Source organism: Microbacterium sp. nov. GSS16 (genome assembly GCF_028198145.1).
Taxonomy (GTDB): Bacteria; Actinomycetota; Actinomycetes; order Actinomycetales; family Microbacteriaceae; genus Microbacterium.
This window is the reverse complement of sequence record NZ_CP116338.1, coordinates 191,500-206,309: the sequence shown is the minus strand read 5'-3', so window position 1 is coordinate 206,309 and position 14,810 is coordinate 191,500. Positions and strand designations below refer to the sequence as shown.

16 protein-coding genes are annotated in these 14,810 nt (G+C 70.3%); 4 read left to right on the top strand and 12 right to left on the bottom strand.

Annotation, left to right across the window (positions count from 1 at the left end; all coding sequences use genetic code 11):
- Positions 1 to 55: 55 nt before the first annotated feature.
- The gene (locus tag PGB26_RS00975) at positions 56 to 1,120 is read right to left on the bottom strand and encodes a glycoside hydrolase family 6 protein (protein WP_271638446.1); all 1,065 of its coding nucleotides are present in this window, start codon (positions 1,118 to 1,120) and stop codon (positions 56 to 58) included.
- 104 nt (positions 1,121 to 1,224) lie between these two features.
- On the opposite strand from PGB26_RS00975, the gene glmS reads away from it, so the two are divergent.
- The gene (gene glmS / locus PGB26_RS00970) at positions 1,225 to 3,072 is read left to right on the top strand and encodes a glutamine--fructose-6-phosphate transaminase (isomerizing) (RefSeq protein ID WP_271638445.1); all 1,848 of its coding nucleotides are present in this window, start codon (positions 1,225 to 1,227) and stop codon (positions 3,070 to 3,072) included.
- Between the two features lie 181 nt (positions 3,073 to 3,253).
- Here glmS and PGB26_RS00965 read toward each other — a convergent pair whose 3' ends face one another.
- Positions 3,254 to 4,090: an endonuclease domain-containing protein gene (locus tag PGB26_RS00965; protein ID WP_271638444.1), complete on the bottom strand. Its 837-nt coding sequence runs from the start codon at positions 4,088 to 4,090 to the stop codon at positions 3,254 to 3,256.
- Between the two features lie 259 nt (positions 4,091 to 4,349).
- Here PGB26_RS00965 and PGB26_RS00960 point away from each other — a divergent pair, with 259 nt between their 5' ends.
- The 3 genes from PGB26_RS00960 (at position 4,350) to tsaE (ending at position 6,431) form a co-directional block, all read left to right on the top strand.
- Positions 4,350 to 4,709, top strand: coding sequence for a holo-ACP synthase (locus PGB26_RS00960; RefSeq protein WP_271638443.1), 360 nt, complete (start codon positions 4,350 to 4,352; stop codon positions 4,707 to 4,709).
- Positions 4,710 to 4,848: 139 nt separating this feature from the next.
- Positions 4,849 to 5,952 (top strand): alanine racemase, encoded by a 1,104-nt coding sequence (alr, locus tag PGB26_RS00955; protein WP_271638442.1) that lies wholly within the window; start codon positions 4,849 to 4,851, stop codon positions 5,950 to 5,952.
- Entirely contained in the window at positions 5,949 to 6,431 is a 483-nt protein-coding gene (tsaE, locus tag PGB26_RS00950) for a tRNA (adenosine(37)-N6)-threonylcarbamoyltransferase complex ATPase subunit type 1 TsaE (protein WP_271638441.1), read from the top strand. The genes alr and tsaE overlap by 4 nt, the downstream gene beginning before the upstream one ends.
- Positions 6,432 to 6,566: 135 nt before the next feature.
- On the opposite strand, the gene csrA is transcribed toward tsaE, so the two are convergent.
- From csrA to PGB26_RS00900, 10 genes are read right to left on the bottom strand one after another with little or no spacing between them, the layout of a single operon-like run.
- On the bottom strand, positions 6,567 to 6,812 hold the full coding sequence (csrA, locus tag PGB26_RS00945) for a carbon storage regulator CsrA (RefSeq protein WP_271638440.1): 246 nt from the start codon (positions 6,810 to 6,812) through the stop codon (positions 6,567 to 6,569).
- Positions 6,813 to 6,816: 4 nt separating this feature from the next.
- On the bottom strand, positions 6,817 to 8,892 hold the full coding sequence (locus tag PGB26_RS00940; protein WP_271638439.1) for a flagellar biosynthesis protein FlhA: 2,076 nt from the start codon (positions 8,890 to 8,892) through the stop codon (positions 6,817 to 6,819).
- 40 nt (positions 8,893 to 8,932) lie between these two features.
- Entirely contained in the window at positions 8,933 to 10,015 is a 1,083-nt protein-coding gene (locus PGB26_RS00935; RefSeq protein ID WP_271638438.1) for an EscU/YscU/HrcU family type III secretion system export apparatus switch protein, read from the bottom strand.
- The gene (locus PGB26_RS00930; RefSeq protein WP_271638437.1) at positions 10,012 to 10,773 is read right to left on the bottom strand and encodes a flagellar biosynthetic protein FliR; all 762 of its coding nucleotides are present in this window, start codon (positions 10,771 to 10,773) and stop codon (positions 10,012 to 10,014) included. Before PGB26_RS00930 ends, PGB26_RS00935 begins: the two co-directional genes overlap by 4 nt.
- A gap of 1 nt (position 10,774) precedes the next feature.
- Positions 10,775 to 11,050 (bottom strand): flagellar biosynthesis protein FliQ, encoded by a 276-nt coding sequence (gene fliQ, locus PGB26_RS00925; RefSeq protein WP_071641332.1) that lies wholly within the window; start codon positions 11,048 to 11,050, stop codon positions 10,775 to 10,777.
- The gene (gene fliP, locus PGB26_RS00920; RefSeq protein ID WP_271638436.1) at positions 11,047 to 11,973 is read right to left on the bottom strand and encodes a flagellar type III secretion system pore protein FliP; all 927 of its coding nucleotides are present in this window, start codon (positions 11,971 to 11,973) and stop codon (positions 11,047 to 11,049) included. Before fliP ends, fliQ begins: the two co-directional genes overlap by 4 nt.
- A complete protein-coding gene (locus PGB26_RS00915) occupies positions 11,970 to 12,389 on the bottom strand; it encodes a FliO/MopB family protein (RefSeq protein ID WP_271638435.1) in 420 nt (139 codons plus the stop codon). Before PGB26_RS00915 ends, fliP begins: the two co-directional genes overlap by 4 nt.
- Before the next feature lie 49 nt (positions 12,390 to 12,438).
- On the bottom strand, positions 12,439 to 13,098 hold the full coding sequence (gene fliN, locus PGB26_RS00910) for a flagellar motor switch protein FliN (protein ID WP_271638434.1): 660 nt from the start codon (positions 13,096 to 13,098) through the stop codon (positions 12,439 to 12,441).
- Positions 13,095 to 14,009 carry a flagellar motor switch protein FliM gene (locus tag PGB26_RS00905; protein WP_271638433.1) on the bottom strand — a complete coding sequence of 305 codons (915 nt, stop codon included), beginning with the start codon at positions 14,007 to 14,009 and terminating at the stop codon, positions 13,095 to 13,097. The genes fliN and PGB26_RS00905 overlap by 4 nt, the downstream gene beginning before the upstream one ends.
- A gap of 48 nt (positions 14,010 to 14,057) precedes the next feature.
- On the bottom strand, positions 14,058 to 14,804 hold the full coding sequence (locus PGB26_RS00900) for an OmpA/MotB family protein (RefSeq protein WP_271638432.1): 747 nt from the start codon (positions 14,802 to 14,804) through the stop codon (positions 14,058 to 14,060).
- Positions 14,805 to 14,810 lie beyond the last annotated feature (6 nt).

The window sequence follows — 14,810 nt, the reverse complement described above, 5'->3', positions numbered from 1 at the left end:
GGAACCGACTCGGTTCGACTTATGCTAGCGCGCGCGTCCGACATGGTTACCCGTGTCACCGGGCGTCAGTCGTCAGCGTCGCCGCAGCTGAGGGCCACCAGACCCCCGCAGCGGGTCCGCCCTGGCAGGCGCCGTCGCTCTCGCCGGGGGGTTTGATCCACAGGTTGGTGTCTACCACCTCGTCGCCGTAGGTGCCGCCGGCGTCGCCGACTCGTTGCCCGGGCGGATTGCACCACTGCGACCCCGCGCTCGCCGCGCCGTTTCGCGATGTGTCGACGATCGCGTGCATGCCGTCGAGCTCGGCGGCGACCGCGCGCGCGTACTCGAACTCGGCGTGCGTCGACTGGTAGTTCGAGACGTTCGTGGCGAATCCGCGCACCTTGCCGTTCACATCGACCAGCCGGATCAGCTCGGCCATCCGCGACGGAGGCAGCCAGGCGCTGTGCCCGCCGTCGAGGTAGATCCACGAGCGTGGCGCCTGCAGGCGCTCGACAGCGTCGTGCAGCTGCGCAGCTCGTTCGGCGACATTGCCGCATTGGGGCGCGAGGGCAAGGCTGTCGGGCTCGAGTACGACGATCTTCTGCACGTCGGGAGCCGCGCGCAGAGCGGTCGCGATCTCGTCGATCCAGCGCCGGTACTCCATCTCGCCGAGCCCGCCCGCCGAGTGGTTGCCGCAGTCGCGACCGGGCAGGCCGTAGACGACGATGGCGAGGGCGACGCCCTGATCCCGCGCCTGCGAGGTCAGATGCGACACCGTGCGCCCGGCCCGCCCGAGCGGATCCTGCTCGGGAGTCAGCCAGTACGCGGTGGGCTGCTGCGACAGATACTCCGTCGCGGCACGCTGGGCAGGATCCATTTCGCCGGCGTCGAGCGCCGCTCGCGCCTTCGACGTCGAGGGGGCGAGCACCACCGTGCCCACGGCCGGGGGAGTCGCCGTCGCCTCGAAGATCCATCGCTGGGCGGCGCCCACTGCGAGGGCGAGAACGGCGATGAGTGCGATCACGACCGCGATCACCACGACCGTCAGCAGATGCCTGCGTCGAGGCCGTGCGTGCCTCGCGCCGCCGGCGCCCCGCGCGGCGCGCCTCGGGGCGCGGCTGCGCCCGAAGCGTGTCGTCATGGTCTTCAGCTTATCGACGCGCCCGCGCGCGCCCGTGCACCCGCGAGCACGCGACCCGAGTTCGTACGGCGTCCTTTCAAAAGCCGCCGCTTATCCTGGCCTTTATGTGTGGAATCGTCGGATACGTGGGCCCGCGGCCCAGCCAGGACATCCTTCTCGCGGGCCTCGCCCGTCTCGAGTACCGCGGCTACGACTCTGCCGGCATCGCCGTCATCGACGAGCAGGGCGACCTGGGCATGCGCAAGAAGGCCGGCAAGCTCGCCGTGCTGCGCGACTCGCTCGCCGAGCATCCCCTCAACGACGGCACGACGGGCATCGGGCACACGCGCTGGGCGACCCACGGCGGCCCGACCGATGTAAACGCCCACCCGCACCTCGCCGACGACGACAAGCTCGCCGTCATCCACAACGGCATCATCGAGAACTTCAGCGCCCTTCGCGACGAACTCGCGGCCGAGGGCGTCACCTTCCGCAGCGAGACCGACACCGAGGTCGCCGCGGCTCTGCTGGGGCGCGAGTACCGGGCATCCGGCGATCTGGCATCCGCCTTCCGCGCCGTCGTCAACCGACTCGAGGGCGCGTTCACGCTGCTTGCCATGCACCAGGACCAGCCCGGCGTCGTCGTCGGCGCTCGCCGCAACTCTCCGCTGGTGATCGGCCTCGGCGAGGGCGAGAACTTCCTCGGCTCCGACGTCGCCGCGTTCGTCGAGCACACCCGCAAGGCGCTCGCGATCGGGCAGGACCAGATGGTCTCGATCACCCCCTCGTCGGTCGAGGTCACCGACTTCGAGGGCAATCCCGTCGAGGCGCAGCCGTTCGACGTCTCGTGGGACGCCGCTGCCGCCGAGAAGGGCGGCTGGCCGTCGTTCATGGCCAAGGAGGTCGCCGAGCAGCCCGACGCCGTCGCCAACACCATCCGCGGGCGCGTGCAGGGCGACCAGGTCGTCATCCCCGAGCTCGACGGCCTCGACGAGCTGTTCGTCGGCATCGATCGCGTGATCATCACCGCCTGCGGCACCGCCTCGTACGCGGCCCTGGTCGGCAAGTACGCGATCGAGCAGTGGGCGCGCGTGCCCGTCGACGTCGAGCTCGCGCACGAGTTCCGCTACCGCGACCCGGTGATCGGCGACAAGACGCTGGTCATCTCGATCAGTCAGTCGGGCGAGACGATGGACACCCTGATGGCGGTGAAGTACGCCCGCGAGCGCGGCGCGCGCACCCTGTCGGTCTGCAACACGCAGGGCGCGACGATTCCGCGCGAGTCGGATGCCGTCGTCTACACCCACGCCGGTCCCGAGGTCGCCGTCGCGTCGACCAAGGCGTTCTCGGCGCAGATCACCGCGCTGCTGCTGCTCGGCCTGCACATGGGCCGGGTGCGGGGCACCCTCTCGGCTTCTGCCGCTGAGGATGTGGCCGAGCTGCAGGCGCTGCCCGAGAAGATCGCCCAGGTGCTCGCCGAAGAGCAGGAGCACGTCGCGCAGCTGGCGCACTGGATGGCCGACACCCGCTCGGTGCTGTTCCTCGGCCGCCACGTCGGCTACCCGATCGCCCTCGAGGGCGCGCTCAAGCTCAAGGAGATCTCGTACATCCACGCCGAAGGCTTCGCCGCCGGCGAGCTCAAGCACGGCCCGATCGCGCTGATCGAGCCCGGTCAGCCCGTGTTCGTGATCGTGCCGTCGCCGCGGCACTCGGCGCTGGTGCACTCGAAGGTCGTCTCGAACATCCAGGAGATCCGCGCCCGCGGCGCTCGCGTGATCGTCATCGCGGAAGAAGGGGATGCCGCCGTGCTGCCCTTCGCCGACGAGGTCATCCGCATTCCGCTCGCCGGGGCGATGTTCGAGCCCGTGCTCGCGGTCGTGCCGCTGCAGATCTTCGCGATGGCGCTCGCCACGGCGAAGGGCCTCGACGTCGACCAGCCGCGCAACCTCGCGAAGTCCGTCACGGTGGAGTGAGCCCGGCGGCTCTCTCTGAGGCAGCCGACCCGCACCCTGCCACTCCGCCACCCGGCGCGGATGTCGGCAGGATTCACGGATGTCGGCAGAAATGGGCGGATGCTGCTGGCATCCGTCTTTTCTGCCGACATGTGTGCGCGGGGCGAGGCGCGGACACCCGACCTTCGGGCCGAGGTGGGCGTCAGTCGCCGATCCGGCCGATCGCGGCGATGATCGCCGGAACGACCTGGTCCCAGTTGTGCACGACGAGCGCGTAGTCGAAGCGCAGTGTCTCGTACCCGAGGGCGGATGAGGCCGCGTCGCGCACGAGGTCGGTGTGCCGTCGCTCGGCGTTCTGATGGTTCTCGCGGCCGTCCACCTCGAGAATGAGCCGGCCGCCCACGACGAAGTCCACCCGACCCACGTCCGGAATCTCCACTTGGCAGTCGAGCCGGATGCCGAGCAGGTGCAGCCGGAACCGAAGCAGCGACTCCAGCCCGCTCTGCGCGTCGGACCGCGCCATCTGCAGCATCCACTGTGCCGCCTGCGGCAGCTCGTCAGCGATTCGACGCCGATCGGATGCCGTGAGAAGCCGGCGGTTCCAGGCCGACTCGTAGGCGGCGAAGAACTCCTCTGCCGGGAGACAACGGTAGGCGTGAATCAGCGCCGTCGCGACCGAGGCGTATCCGACGCCGGAGGTGCCAGGGGAGTGGTGCACCACGCAGGCGCACCTGTCGTGCGGATGCCGTCGGCCGGCGCGGCCCAGCCACACGTGCACCACGTCGTCGGGGTCCGACAGCACCCATACGCGGTTCGCGCGGAGGGCATCCGCGCAGGTCAGCTCCCCGCCGTGGGCTGCCGCCGTGACGACCTTCCGGTCGGTGGTGGGCAGCGCGAAGACGCCGGGGCGGACGCGCCGGATGGTGCCGCGGGCGGCAGCATCTGCGAGCACGCGCCGGCTGCACCCGTACTGCTGCAGCAGAACGCCGCGCGCGACTCCGCCGAAGCGGGCGAGAAGTTCTGCGGGTGCCAACATCATTCGAGCATGTTCGGATGCCGGGTCGCGCGGGCCCCATTCCGGCTGATTGTGAATGGGCCGGCCGAATCAGGCACCTGTGGAGGAAGAATGCGCGTCGTGTCGACCGCACGGATGTCGGCGCGATGGACGGATGTCGGCGCGGATGAGGGTTTTCCGGCCGAAATCCGTGTTCTACGCCGACATGTGTGCGGGAAGGGTGGGGGATGGATGGCATGCCGGCGACAGGATGAGCGCGGATGCCGCCGAGTAGGCTGAGGGGGTGATCCTCGGAACCGGCATCGACCTCGTCGACATCGCACGGTTCGAGCGCTCGGTGGCGCGCACGCCGAAGCTGCTGCCCCGCCTGTTCACCGACTCCGAGCAGCGGCTCAGACTGCACTCGCTCGCCGCGCGGTTCGCCGCGAAAGAGGCGCTCATCAAGGCGCTCGGCGGCAGCGACGGGGTGCACTGGACCGAGATCGAGATCGGCGCCGAGCCCTCGGGCAAGCCGCTGTTCCTGCTGAGCGGGTCGACCGCGGCGGTCGTCGCCGAGCGCGGCATCACCGCGCTGCACCTGAGCATGACCCACGACGCCGGCCTCGCCATCGCCTATGTCATCGCCGAGGGGACGGACGCATGACCTCCCCTCACTTCTCTTCCGCCGACACCCCCACTTCCTCGCGACACCCCCAGGTGCGAACGTCCGCGAGCAGGGGTGTGGGCGCGAAGTGGGGGTCTCGGCGAGAGAGGGCAGGCGCGAGCAGCAGAGGAGTGCGCAGATGAGCGTTCCGTTCCGTGAGGCATCCGTCGACCTGAGCGCGATCGCGCACAACGTCGCGCGGCTGCGCTCGATCACCGGCGTCGCGGTGATCGGCGTCGTCAAGGCGAACGGGTACGGCCACGGCGCCGCCGAGGTGGCCACCGCGGCCCTCGCCGGTGGCGCGACCCGGCTCGGCACGGCCACGATCGAGGAGTCGCTCGCCCTGCGCCGGGCGGGCATCACCGCGCCGCTGATGGCCTGGCTGCACGCCCCCGACCGGCGCTTCGATGACGCCGTCGAGGCCGGGATCGAGATCGGCATCTCGTCGTACCGGCAGCTGCTCGCGGCATCCGAGGCGGCGAAGCCACCGGCATCCATCCACCTCAAGGTCGACACCGGGCTCTCGCGCAACGGGCTCGCACCGGCCGAGCTCGACCGCGTCTTCGCTGAGGCCGCACGCCTCGAGCGGCTCGGACGCGTCCGCGTGCTCAGCATCTTCAGCCACCTCTCGGGCGCGAGCGGCGACGACGATCGGGCGCAGCTGGCCAGGTACGAGCAGATCGTCGCGCAGGCCCAGGCCCACGGCATCCGCCCCGAGTTCCGCCACCTCGCCGCGACCGCCGGTGCGATCGACATCCCCGAGGCGCGGCTCGACGCGGTGCGCATCGGGATCGGGATGTACGGGCTCTCGCCGTTCGCCGACCGCACCTCCGCCGACCTGGGACTGCGCCCCGCGATGACCCTGCGCGCATCGGTCGCGGCGGTGCGCCGCGTGGCCGCTGGCACGGGGGTCTCGTACGACTACGCGTACCGGTGCGAGAACGACACGACCCTCGCCCTCGTGCCGCTCGGGTACGCCGATGGGGTGCCGCGCCAGGCATCCGGTGCCGGTCCCGTGCTGATCGACGGCCGCCGGTTCACCGTCGCCGGCCGCATCGCGATGGACCAGTTCGTCGTCGACGTCGGCGATGCGCCGGTTCGCGAGGGCGACGAAGTAGTGCTGTTCGGCGACCCGGCGCTGGGCGCGCCGGCCGCGACGGACTGGGCGGATGCCGCCGGCACGATCAACTACGAGATCGTCACCCGCATCGGCGATCGGGTGCCGCGGAGGTGGCACTCATGAGCCTCGATCCCACCCTGCTCGGTCGTCACGAGATCGGCACATCGGATGCCATGGAGAGCCTCGGCGTGCGGATCGGCGAGCAGCTGCAGCCGGGCGACCTGCTGATCCTCACCGGGCCGCTCGGCGCCGGCAAGACGACGTTCACCCGCGGACTCGCTGAAGGCCTCGGCGTGCGCGGACCGGTGCAGAGCCCCACATTCGTGATCGCCCGCACCCATCCGTCACTGGTCGGGGGAGCACCGCTCGTGCACGTCGACGCCTACCGGCTGGGGTCTGCCGCCGAGCTCGACGACCTCGACATCGACTTCGCGCGGTCGGTCGTGGTGATCGAGTGGGGCCGGCCGATGGCATCCGCCGTGGCCGACGCATGGTGGGACATCGAGATCGAGCGGCCCGTCGGGGGCGACGGCGAACTGAGCGACGAAGACCTCGACGCCGACGCGCCGCGTTTCGTGACGGTCACGCGCGTGGAGCGCTGAGCCCGGGCGGTTCGTCCTGTTCGCAGGGCCGATATGGTCGCGTCCTCGGGATCGAGCCGGTCATGCGGGACCTGCGGGGCGTCGTGGGGAGGGCGACGTGTGGGAGGGCGGGCCGGGTGGGGCCGCCCGGCGGGGTCAGGAGTCCGCGTCGCGGCGGCGGGTGAGCACCGCGAGGATGTCGTCTGCGGCGCTCGCTCCGGATGCCGCTGCCGAGACGTTCTCGGCCTCGACGGCCTGCACGATCTCCGAACGCTGGATGCGGGTGGTGCGCGGTGCCTTGATGCCGAGGCGCACGCTGTCGCCCTTGACGTCGAGCAGCGTCACCTCGATCTCGTCGCCGATCAGCACGCTCTCGCCGATACGCCTCGTCAACACCAGCATCCGATCAGCCTACCGGCGCAGGCGGAACCATGCCGCTGACGGCCGGCTGAGCCGCATCGCGCACCACCCCGACCGTCTCGATCGTGAATGAGCCGCTCGCCTCGGTGTACGACAGCACGGGAAGCCCGTCGGTCTGCGCCGACACCAGCCGGCGCACGGCGGAGCGCAGCGACGGCGCGCATACCAGCACGGGCTCGCCGCCGTCTCCGGCCGCGGCGGCGGTGACCGCCTGGCGCACCGAATCGACCACGGCCTCCATGCGCTGCGGGTCGAACACGATCTGCGGACCGTCGTCGCCCATGCGCAGGCTCTCGAGCATCGCCTGCTCGAGCAGCGGGGCGATCATGATCACCCGCAGCACGCCGTCTTCGGCGAACCGGGCGGCGATCGCCGGGCCCAGCGCGGCGCGGGCGGCCTCGATCAGACCCTCCGGGTCGGTCGACGTCTTCGCGCGCAGGGCCAGCGCCTCGTAGATGCGGCTGAGGTCGTTGATCGGCACGCGCTCCGCGAGCAGCCCCTGCAGCACGCGCTGCACTTCGGCGAGCGACAGCAGCGCGGGGGTGAGCTCTTCGACCGCGGCGGGGGAGACCTGCTTGAGCGCGTCGGTGAGCTGCCGCACATCCTCACGGCTGAGCAGTCGGGCGGCTCCGGCGTGGATCACGCTCGACAGGTGGGTGATGACCACGCTCGCCCGATCCACGACCGTCGCGCCGGCGAACTCGGCGCTGTGTCGCATCTCGACCGGGATCCACTTGCCCTCGAGTCCGAAGACCGGATCGTGCACCGCGGTGCCGGGCAGCGTGTCGAGTCCCGCGCCGAGCGCGAGCAGACGACCGGGCGGCACGATGCCGCGCCCCGCCTCGATGCCGGCGATGCGGATCACATATGTCGACGGAGCGAGCTCGATGCTGTCGCGGGTGCGCACGGGAGGCACGACGAGCCCGAGGTCGAGCGCGATGCGCCGGCGCAGCGCCTTCACCCGCGCGAGCAGATCATCCGGGCCGCCGGTGACGAGGTCGACGACATCCGAGGCGAGCTGGATCTCGAGGGCGTGCACGCGCATCCGCTCCATGAGCTCCTCGGTGCTGTCGGACGACACCGGCTGCGTGGCCTGCTCGGCGGCGTCGGCAGCCGCGGCATCCGCCTGCGTGGCCTTGATGCGCTGCGCGGCGAGGATCAGCAGTGCTCCCACGACGATGAACGGCAGCATCGGCATGCCGGGGATGAACGCCATCACGATCGCCGCGCATCCGGCGATGTTCAGCGCGTTGACCGACTGCCCGAGCTGTGCGAAGGCCTCGCTGCCCATCTCGGTCTCGGCGTTCGAGCGGGTGACGATCATGCCCGTCGACACCGCCATGAGCAGGGCGGGGATCTGCGTGACCAGGCCGTCGCCGATCGTCAGCAGGCTGTAGGTGTTCACCGACTCCTCGATCGCCATGCCGTGCGAGACCATGCCGATTGCGATGCCGCCGACGAGGTTGATGATGATGATCACCAGACCAGCGATCGCGTCGCCCTTGACGAACTTCGAGGCCCCGTCCATCGCGCCGTAGAAGTCGGCTTCGGCCGCGACCTCGGCGCGGCGCTCACGCGCCTGCGCGTCGGTGATGAGCCCGGCGTTCAGGTCGGCGTCGATGGCCATCTGCTTGCCGGGCATCGCGTCGAGGGTGAAGCGCGCGCCCACCTCGGCCACGCGCTCGGCGCCCTTGGTGACCACGACGAACTGGATCACGACGAGGATGAGGAAGACGACGGCGCCGATGATCAGCGACCCGCCCACGGCGATCGCACCGAACGCCTCGATCACCTGCCCGGCGTACGCCTCGCCGAGCACGAGACGGGTGGATGCCACATTCAGGCCCAACCGGAACAGCGTCGCCACGAGCAGCAGCGACGGGAACACCGAGAAGTCCAACGGTCGCCGGATGAACATCGTCGTCAGCAGGATCACCAGCGCGAACAGGATGTTCAGGATGATCAGCATGTCGAGCAGCAGCGGCGGCACCGGCACGACCAGCAGCATGATGATGCCCACCACGGCGATGGGCACCGCGATCCGGTTCAGCATTCCGCGCATGCGCGTCTTCTCCTCATCCGACTCATCGCTTGATCTCTCATCAGGCGGTCCTCTCCGGGATGGCGTGCACGCCGCGCGCCGACCCGCGCTTGCGCAGCATGTCGACGAACACGAGCACTCGCGCGACCGCCGTGTACAGCTCTGCGGGGATCTCCTGCCCCAGTTCGCACGCGGCGTGCAGGGCGCGGGTGAGCGCCACGTCGCGCACCATCGGCACACCAGCCTCGGTCGCCCGCTCGCGGATGCGCTCGGCGACGACACCCTTGCCCTTCGCGACGACCTTCGGCGCCGAACGGCCGACCTCGTAGCGTAGCGCGACGGCCACATGCGTGGGGTTCACCAGCACCACGTCTGACCCGGCGACGGCGGCGATCATGCGGTTGCGGCTCATCGCCAGCTGGCGTGAGCGGCGCTGCTGGCGGATCAGCGGGTCGCCCTCGGAGTTCTTGTGCTCATCGCGCACCTCGCGCTTGGTCATGCGAGTGTGCTTCATGTTGCGGCGCATCACCACGAACACGTCGATGGCCGCCAGCCCCAGGCCGACCGCGACGGCCACCTGCAGCAGCGTCGCGGTTCCGCCCGCTGCGGTGCTCAGTAGGCGGGTGATCGAGTGCGCCCCGCTGACCGAGAGCACGGGTATCAGCGATGCGATCACCGCCCACAGGGCGACGGCGATCGCGGCGGTCTTGAGCAGAGCCTTCGCGCCCTCCCACAGCGCCTGCATGCCGAAGAGGCGCTTGGCGCCCGAGACGAGATTGAACTGCTCGTAGCGGCCCGACAGCTTGCGCATCCGCACGCCGCCCTGCACGACCGCGCCGATCAGCGTGACCACCGCCACGCTGACGAGCAGCGTGCCGAGGGTGGGCAGCACCGATCCGAGGCCGCGCCCCAGCACGCTCAGCGCGGCCTGCGGCGACGGGTCGCGCATGATCGACGGCAGAGTGATGAGCTGCTCGGTGCCGGCCGCGGCGCCGGCGGCCATCGCGGCGGGCATCGTGATCCCGGCGGCGGCGATGCCCAGCCACGCGGTGAGATCCTGGCTGCGCGAGAGCTTGCCCTTCTGGCGGGCTTCACGCAGGTGCTTGTCGGTCGCCTTTTCGCTGCGCTCGCCGCTGTCGCTCATCGCCCCACCCCCTGCATCATCCGCAGCGCCTCGGTGGTGAGCGCGTCGATGATCCCGGGAAGGGCGACGAAGGTGAACCCGGCGAGCACCAGCGTGAGCAGGATCTTGATCGGGAAGCCCATCGCGAACGCGTTGAGCGCGGGCGCGACGCGCGTGATGAGGCCGAGACCGGCATCCGCGAGGAAGAGCACCAGCAGCAGAGGACCTGCGATCTGCACCGCCCCGAGGAACATCTGCACCACGCCGTCGACGAGCATCTCTGCGGGCGAGGCGAGGTCGAGCAGGCCGTCGACGGGCACCGCGTCGAAGCTGCGGGCGAGCCCGCCGAGCACGATCTGGTAGCCGCCCGAGGCGAACAGCAGCGCGAAGGCGGTCATGTGCAGCAGGCGGGTGAACTGGGCTCCGTTGACCAGCGACTGCGGGTCGAACGCCTGCGCGAGCTGGAAGCCGCCGAAGATGTCGATCAGACCGCCGGCGGCTTGCACGGCCGAGAAGCAGACGTAGACGAGAAATCCGAGCACGGCGCCGGTGAGCACCTGCACGACGAGCGCGGAGAGGAACGCCGCGGTGTCGAGGGTTTCGTATCCGGGGGAGACGACGCCCGACATGGCCAGGGCCAGCGCCATGGCGAGCATCGCCTTGACGCGCAGCGGGAACCCGCCGTACGAGAAGGGCGGGGCGATCACGACGAACGCCGTGATGCGCACGCCGGCGAGCAGCGTCGCCTCGAGCCACGCGAAGTCGAGCGGGATGTGCACGTCAGCCGCCGCTCAGCAGCTGCGGGATGCGGTCGAACATCATCTCGGTGAACTGCACGATCTCGGAGATCATCCAGTTCCCGGCGATGAGCAGGGCGAGACCCACGGCGACGATCTTCGGCACGAACGACAGGGTCACCTCCTGCACTTGGGTGATCGACTGCAGCAGCGAGATGGCGAACCCCACGACGAGCGCGGTGATCAGCAGGGGCGCGGCGAGCTTGGCGGCGACCAGCAGCCCCTGCGTGCCGATGTCGAGAACGGCCTCCGGACTCATCCGACACCCCCGTAGCTCTCGATCAGGGTGCGGATGATGAGCCCCCACCCGTCGACCAGGATGAACAGCAAGATCTTGAAGGGCAGCGAGATCATGACCGGCGGAAGCATCATCATGCCCATCGACATCAGCGCGGCGGCGACGACGAGGTCGATCACGAGGAACGGCACGAAGATGACGAACCCGATGATGAAGGCGGCACGCAGCTCAGAGATCATGAACGCGGGGATCAGCGTGTACAGCGGCACGCTCTGCGCATCCTCCGGGTTCGGCAGCGACGCGATCCGGGTGAGCAGCGCGAGATCCTCCTCGCGGGTGTATCGCAGCATCCAGTCCCGCAGCGGCGGCTGGCCGAGGTCGACCGCCTGCGCGAAGGTGACCGAGCCGTCGATGTACGGCTGCACGGCGACGGTGTTGATGTCGACCAGCACCGGCCACATGATGAACATCGACAGGAACAGCGCGAGCCCGGCGAGCACCTGGTTGGGCGGGATCGTCGGCAGCGACAGCGCGTTGCGGGTCATCGCGAGCACGACGAAGATCTTCGTGAACGACGACATCATCAGCAGCAGCGCCGGCGCGATCGACAGCAGGGTGATGCCCAGCAGCGTGAGGATCGACGTCGACGGCGACCCGTCGACGCCGTTGATGTCGATGGTGATGCCCTCCTCGTCCGACCCCGGCGGGGTGGGCGGAGTGGGCGCCTCCGGGTCGTCCGGCTCGTCGACCGTAGTCGGGGCGGTGAAGAAGGCGGGCGCGGCCGCCGAAGCGGATGCGGATGCGGCAGCCGAGACGGATGCCGCCGGATGCCCGGTGCCGGCGTGCGCGGCGATACCGGTGCCCAGCACGGAGGCTATGACCAGCGCGGCGCAGATCAGTGCGAGCGCGACGGCGCGCCCCGCGATCCTCAGGGCGGTGCTCATCGCGCGCGTCGCAGGAACTCTGCAGTCTGCCGCCAGGTCTGCGGGGAGAGGATCGATCCGCGGAGCGGATCCGGTGAGCTGGGGCGGCGGTGGCGACGCAGCGAGGGCTGCTCGGACTCCCGCTCCGCGGCCAGCAGCTCGTCGAACGTGCCGTCGGTCGCGTCGCCCGTCGCCCGTTCCTCGGCGCCGATGTGCACGACGGGGCGGGTGACGTGCGCGGGCGCGGCGCGCTCGATGAGGTTCACCCCGTGCTCGGTGACCCCGAGCACATAACGCGCGTCGTCGGTCTCGACCACGACGAGCTGCGCCTTCGAGCCGAGCGCACGACGGGCGACCACCGTGATCTCGGCGCCGTCTCGACGCTGCTGCACCCGCTTGCCGACACGGCGCTGCACGTACCAGAGCAGCCCGAGCACCGCCGCCAGCGAAAGGGCGACGCGCAGCAGCAGGAGCAGCTCGTCCAGATCAGGCCTCGGCGTTCTCGAGGATGCGGGTGATCCGCACCGCGTAGTCCTGGTCGACGACGACGATCTCGCCGTGCGCGATCACACGACCGTTGAGCAGCACGTCTGCGGGAGCGCCGGCCGAGCGGTCGAGTTCGACGATGCGGCCGGGCTCGAGATCGAGCACGTCGCGCACCGCCATCCGCGTGCGTCCCACCTCGACGGTGAGGTCCATCTCGACGCCCGCGATGCGCTGCAGACGGCGCGACGCCGCGGGCGCTGCCTGCGGAGCGTGCGTGATGCGCACGGCGAGGCGGCCGAGAACGTGTCCGGCATCGTCCTGCAGGTCGAACACCTGCGCCGACGGGTGAGCGAAGACCGCAGATGCGTCGCCGAGGACGGGCACATCGAGCCGGCCCGCGCCGAGCGCGCCGACGGCGAGCTCGAGAGGGCCCTGCAGTCGTTCGGTCAGGGGCGCATCCGCGAGACCGTCGATCAGGGCATCCGGTTCGAAGATCTGCACGGCGAGTTGCGCGCTGGCCTCGCCGACGTACCCGACGATCACCGCGTCGCCGGTGTCGCCCGATGCCTGCGACGCCACGGCCGTCGCGGGCGCTGCGGTGGGCAGGCGCGCGGCGAGGGCGGCGGCGACGGCGGATTCGTAGGCGATGCTGCTGGTCACGAAGGCTCCTGAGCGGTGACGGACGTCGTCGCGGTGACGACGCAGGCGAGACGGGCGCCACTGGCGCCCACGGCGGCCGTGGCCACGGGGTGGTCTCCGACCATGAGGTCGAGGGGACGGTCAGCGGCGTGCGGAAGGGTGAGCAGGTCGCCGACCGCGAGATCGAGCACCTCGCGCGGACGTACACGGCGGGGTGTGAGACGCAGCGCGACCTCGACCGGCGTCTGCTCGACCTGACGGTCGATGGCCCCAGGCGAGGCCAGCTCGGGGATGCCCGTGCCGACGGTCGAAAGCGCACGGAGGATGACGGATGCCGGCAGCATCACGCTCGCGCCGAGCGCGCGGCCGCCCGAGCGGATCGAGAGCTGGGCGACGATCACCGGCTCGTTGGCGGCGGCGACCTGCGTGAACTGCGAGCTGTGCTGGATGCCGGCGATCGTGATGCCGTCGGGCAGCAGACCGTCGAGCGAGCGCGTGAGATGCTCGATGGCATCCTTCATCACCGCGCCGACCAGCGCCTGCTCGATATGGGTCAGCGGCCGCGCCTCGGCGGTGTCGACAGGGCGGCCGCCGACCATCTGCACCACCCACGCGGTGGCCAGCGACGCGGGGAACTGGATGACCGCCCGGGCATCGGTGCCCGGCAGCGCGCAGACCACGAGGGTCGTCGCGGGCGGCAGCGAGCCGCCGTACTCGTCGTAGGTCTGCATCGCGACCGCCTCGACGACGACGTGCGAGCGTCCGTGGGTGCGCGCCGACAGCTGCGAACCCCACTGCCTGGCGAAGGTCTCGAACGACATCTCGAGGATGCGGGCGTGCTCGCGCGACAGGGTCGTCGAACGACCGAAGTCGTACAGCTCGACGCTGCTCTGCGCGCGCACGGCTGAACGCGCGCTGTCCTCGATCACCACGACCCCGACTATCGGGCGGTGATCGGCGCGCGTAAGCAGAGCGATCGATCAGCGGGAGGGCGCCTTCGCCTGCAGGCCCGGAAGCAGCTGTCGCACCTCCTCATCCGCATCCGAGAGGACGACGACGTCGACCCGTCTGTTCTGAGCGAGAGCCTCGGGATCCGCGCCCGGCACGACGGGACGCGCGTCGCCGAAGCCGACCGACTGGATGACGGCGGGGTTGATGCCGCACGCTTCGACCAGGTGGCGCAGCACCTGGGTCGAGCGGCCGGACGACAGCTCCCAATTGGTCTCGAACGGTGCGATCGACTGCCGGCTGTCGGCGTGGCCTTCGACCGAGATCTGGTTCGGGATGCTGGTCAGCACCGAGCCGAGCGCGTTGAGGATGTCGACGGCGACGGGGGTGAGCGCCGTGCTGTTCGTGGCGAAGAACGTCTCGGCGCTGACCAGGCTGACCGTCAGCCCTCGAGCGTCGATCGTGAAGGTGGCGGCGTCGGCCAGCCCCCGCTGCGCGAGGGCATCCCGAATGCGCTCGCGCAGCGCCGAGAGGTCGTCGAACTCCTTCTGCGCGGCCGACACCTCGCTGTCGGCGAACCCCTCGCCCTCCTCGTCGAGCAGGTTCGCGGGTACGACCACGCCCTGCGACACATCGATCTCGTCGGTCTTCTCCTGCCCGAATCCGGTCGCCAGCGATGCGCTCAAGGCCGCGAACTTCTCCTGATCGACCGTCGACATGGCGAAGAGCACGATGAACATGCACATCAGAACGGTGATCATGTCGAGGTACGACGCCATCCACCG